This is a genomic window from Streptomyces sp. NPDC007162 (assembly GCF_040634175.1).
Taxonomy (GTDB): Bacteria; Actinomycetota; Actinomycetes; order Streptomycetales; family Streptomycetaceae; genus Streptomyces.
On the sequence record NZ_JBEYFC010000653.1, the window covers coordinates 1 to 4,269 of the forward strand.

General features: G+C 72.1%; 6 protein-coding genes. 4 read left to right on the forward strand and 2 right to left on the reverse strand.

Translation table 11 applies throughout. The annotated features are described in order from the left end of the window. Positions 1-150 precede the first annotated feature (150 nt). Positions 151-369: a hypothetical protein gene (locus ABZ646_RS41335; protein WP_206306337.1), complete on the forward strand. Its 219-nt coding sequence runs from the start codon at positions 151-153 to the stop codon at positions 367-369. 133 nt (positions 370-502) lie between these two features. Beyond that, positions 503-1,993, forward strand: coding sequence for an SPFH domain-containing protein (locus ABZ646_RS41340; RefSeq protein ID WP_360531349.1), 1,491 nt, complete (start codon positions 503-505; stop codon positions 1,991-1,993). 108 nt (positions 1,994-2,101) lie between these two features. Here ABZ646_RS41340 and ABZ646_RS41345 read toward each other — a convergent pair whose 3' ends face one another. Continuing rightward, positions 2,102-2,515 carry a MarR family transcriptional regulator gene (locus ABZ646_RS41345; protein WP_360531352.1) on the reverse strand — a complete coding sequence of 138 codons (414 nt, stop codon included), beginning with the start codon at positions 2,513-2,515 and terminating at the stop codon, positions 2,102-2,104. Between the two features lie 62 nt (positions 2,516-2,577). Between ABZ646_RS41345 and ABZ646_RS41350 the strand changes: the two genes are divergently transcribed. Next, positions 2,578-3,378 carry an alpha/beta hydrolase gene (locus tag ABZ646_RS41350; protein WP_360531355.1) on the forward strand — a complete coding sequence of 267 codons (801 nt, stop codon included), beginning with the start codon at positions 2,578-2,580 and terminating at the stop codon, positions 3,376-3,378. A gap of 20 nt (positions 3,379-3,398) precedes the next feature. After that, positions 3,399-3,848 (forward strand): type II toxin-antitoxin system PemK/MazF family toxin, encoded by a 450-nt coding sequence (locus ABZ646_RS41355; protein ID WP_360531358.1) that lies wholly within the window; start codon positions 3,399-3,401, stop codon positions 3,846-3,848. Positions 3,849-3,951: 103 nt separating this feature from the next. Here the strand turns inward: ABZ646_RS41355 and ABZ646_RS41360 are convergent. Continuing rightward, positions 3,952-4,269, reverse strand: a 318-nt coding sequence (locus tag ABZ646_RS41360; protein ID WP_360531361.1) for a TIGR02452 family protein, incomplete at its 5' end; no start/stop codon positions are given.

Below are 4,269 nucleotides of genomic sequence, written 5' to 3' on the forward strand. Positions count from 1 at the left end.
GGCGCGTCCTCACCGGCACCGCTTTGACATGCTCCTCGCCCTGAAGGGCGAGGAGTCTGGCCTTCCCGCCGCAGGCCCCGGCCACGGACTCCCCGGGCGCCTGACGGCCTGCCGCTTTCCCCTCGCCTGACCTGCCCGTACTCTCTGGCCATGGACGATGCGTCGATGGTGGGGCTCATGGGGCGGGTCACCGGAACGGTGGGGCCCGGACTCGTCGGCGAGGTGATCGTGCGGGTCCGCGGGGGCGCCGAGCACTTTCTCGCGTACGCCGCGGACGGCACCGGCCGGTTCGAGCGCGGCACAGTGGTGATGGTGGTCGAGTACCTGCCGCCGAGGACGGTCTACGTCACCCCCGCATACGACAGTTGAGCAGGTGTAGCCCCAGGTGAGGGGCGTGTGCGTCAAGATTGCAACAAGGATTCGCCGACGACTTCACCCGGTGCCCGCACAGGCGCACACTCCCTTCGTTCGGTGCCGAAAGGGCACCATGCAAAGGGGGCGTATGCCGATGGTTGTCGGCGTCGTTGCGGGGGCGGCGGTTCTCGCCGTGCTCGTGTTGATCGGTCTGTTCAAGATGATGTGGCGGGTGGCCGAGCCGAACGAGGCGCTCATCATCTCCGGTTCGAAGCACCGGACCGAAGGCCTCGAAGAGGGGATGGGATTCCGCATCGTCACGGGGCGCGGCACGCTGGTGCTGCCGGGCGTGCAGGCGGTGCGCAAGCTCTCTCTCGACCTGAACGAGACCGAGTTGTCGGTGGACTGCGTGACCCAGCAGGGCATTCCGCTGAAGGTGCGGGGGGTGGTCATCTTCAAGGTCGGCGACGACTTCGTGTCGATCGCCAACGCGGGCCGTCGTTTCCTGGACCAGCAGAAGATGATGTCGGAGCGGGTGCACAACGTCTTCGCCGGTCATCTGCGGTCCATCGTGGGCGGGTTGACGGTCGAGGACATGATCCGCGACCGGGACAAGCTCACCGGGCAGACCCGGGCCGCCTGCGGCACGGAGATGGAGAAGCTCGGGCTCATCGTGGACTCCCTGCAGATCCATGAGATCGAGGACCCGACGGGGTACATCCGGAACCTCGCGATGCCGCACGCGGCGGCCGTGCAGCGGGACGCGCGGATCGCGCAGGCGGAGGCGAACCGTCTCGCCACCGAGGCGGAGCAGCAGTCGTTCGCCCGGATGGCGGAGGCGACCCGGGACAGCGAGATCCTCCAGGCCGGCTACCAGGCCGAACGGGACAAGGCGGCGGCCCAGGCACGCCAGGCCGGTCCGCTCGCCGACGCGGCCGCCCGGCAGGAGGTCGTGGTCCAGGAGACCCGGGTCGCCGAACTGGAGGCGCACCGGCGGGAGCAGCAGCTCCAGGCGGACGTCCGCAAGCCGGCCGACGCCAAGGCCTACGAGAAGCGGACGCTGGCCGAGGCCGAGCGTGACGCGCGCATCTCGGCGGCCCAGGCCAAGGCGAAGGAGACCGAGCTGGCGGCGGCGGCCGAGGCGACCCGGGTCAAGGCGGCCGCGGGCGCCGAGGCCGAGGCGACCAAGTCCCGGGGTGCGGCCGGCGCGGCGGCGACCCGGGCCACCGGCGAGGCCGAGGCGGCCGCCGCACAGGCCAGGGGGCTGGCGGAAGCCGAGGCGACCAGGGCGAAGGGCCTCGCGGAGGCGGAGGCCATCAAGGCCCGTGCCGCCGCCCTCGCGGAGAACCAGGAGGCGGTCGTCGCCCAGCAACTCGCCGAGAACTGGCCGGAGATCGTCAAGGCCGGGGCCTCCGCCTTCGGCAACGTCGACAACATGGTGCTGCTCAACGGGGCCGACGGCATGGCCGAGATGTTCGCCAAGGCGCTCACGATGGGCGGCACGGGGCTCGGCCTGGCCCGCCAGCTCCTCGCGTCGATGAACCAGAACGGTCAGCCGCAGAACGGCACTTCGCCGGTCCTCAACGGGGTGACGTCCCCGAAGTCACAGCAGGTGCCGCTGGAGCCGGACGCCGGGTGACGGGTCGTCCGACGGTGACGGTGCGCCCTCCGACCCGTTCGGGGGGCGCACCGTCACGTGCGGTCCCCGCGGCGTGCCCCGCGAACCCTGTCCGTTCGGACACCGCGCTCACTGCTGGGCGTTGAGGCGCTCCAGCAGTCCCAGCAGCGTCGCCCGCTCCGCCGCCGAGAGCCCGGCGAAGCAGTCGGCGAGCACCTCCGCGGCCACCGCGTGCCCGGCCTGGAGCGTCCGCTCGCCCTCCGGGGTCAGATGGTGCCGGATCCGCCGCCCGTGGCCCGGTCGCCGTTCCACCAGGCCCTGCGCGGCCAGCCGACCCACCAGCGTGCCGAAGGCCTGCTCGCTCTGGAAGGTGGCCGCCGCCAACTCGCGCGCGGAGGCGCCCGGTGTCCGGTCCATGGCACGCAACGCGTCCCACTGCGCGAGGGTGGTCCCGACGGCCGAGAGCGCGCTGTCCAGCGCCCGGTGCTGCCGGTACTGGGCCTGTTTCACCGCTCTTCCGAGAACTTGCAGGTCATCTTGCATGGCTCCACCATAACCGATGACTAAGCTTGTTTATATAAACATCCTTAGTTAGAGTCTCCGGCATGACGACGAACCGCATCGCCCAGGTGTACCCCGACCTCCCCCTCTCCCTCACCGAGGCCGGCTCCGGCCGCCCGGTACTGGTCCTGCACGGAGGCGGCGGACCCGCCACCGTCGCCGGGCTCGCCGCCCGCCTCGCCGGGTCGGCCCGCACCATCACCCCGGTCCACCCCGGCTGGGACGGCACACCCCGCCCCGAGTGGCTGACCTCCGTCGACGACCTCGCCGTCGCCTACCTCCACCTGCTCCAGGACAACGAGTGGAGCGACGTCCTGGTCATCGGCTCCTCACTGGGCGGCCAACTCGCCACCGAGATGGCGATACGCGACACGGCCGGGCGGATCACCGGCCTGATCCTCATCAACGCGGTCGGCGCGGACATCGCCGGCGAACAGGTCACCGACTTCTTCTCGCTCACCCCGCGCGCCCAGGCCGAGCACTCCTGGCACGACCCGGACCGCTTCTACGTCGACCCGGCCACCCTCCCCGCCGCCGAACTCGCCCGGCGCCAGGCCAACATGGCCACCATGCGGCTGCTCACGGACGGTGGCCGGATGACCGACCCGAAGCTGCTCCCCCGGCTGGGGCGGGTACAGCAGCCCGCACTGGTGATCTGGGGCGAGAGCGACCGTGTCGTCACACCCGCGTACGGAGCCGCCTACGCGAAGGCCTTCCCGCAGGGCCGGTTCGAGCCGATCCCCGAGGCCGGTCACCTTCCGCACCTCGAACGGCCCGACGTGACGGCGGAATTGATCGAGGCGGAGCTGCGCCGCACCGCCACCCCGCCGGTCCTCGCAGGTTGAGACCGCTTTAGGGTGCCCTCGTGACTGCGTACATCGACGACGAGAACATCCCCGGCCGTTACGGCCCCACCGCGACCACCGAGGCCGACCCGAAGGAGGTCGGCACGGTGCGCACCGAGTACTCCCCCGCCCACGACGGTGACCCCGACCCCGGTGAGATCGTGTGGACCTGGGTGCCCTTCGAGGAGAACGACGGACGGGGCAAGGACCGGCCGGTCCTGGTCGTCGCCCGGGAGGCGGGCGGCACCCTGCTCGCCGTGCAGCTGTCCAGCAAGCGGCACGACGACGACCGCGAGTGGGTGGCGATCGGCAGCGGCCCCTGGGACCGCTCCGGCCGCGACTCCTGGGTGGACGTGGACCGCGTGCTGCGGCTGCACGAGGACGGGATGCGCCGGGAGGCCTGCGCCCTGGACCGGGGCCGCTTCATCCTCGTACGCAACCGGCTGCACGAGCGCTACGGCTGGAACTGAGCCGGACGCACCGCCGGTTGGGCGGTTTTCTCGCCGCGGGCCGGTGGGGGCCGGTCACGCGGTTCCACCCCCAGCCGCCGGCCGGGGGTGCCCCCGGCGCTCCTCACGGAGCGGTCGGGAACGCCTCGGCGAAGGCGACCCGGACCAGGGATCCCGGCGTGCGGTCGAGGATCGCGAACACCACGTGCCCGAAGGTCCGCGCGAACCGCCTCCCGGGGCCCAGCAACCCCCGGAAGGCTCCCGCGACCTGCGCGGGGTCGTTCTGGAAGACCCCGCAGCCCCAGGCGCCGAGGACCAGTCGCCGGTAGCCCTGCGCGGCGGCCACCTCCAGCACCCGCTCGGCCCGGACGGCGAGGGCGCCGGGCACCTCGCCGACGCGTTCCGGGGCCGTACGGCGGATCACACCCGCGTTGGGTGCGGC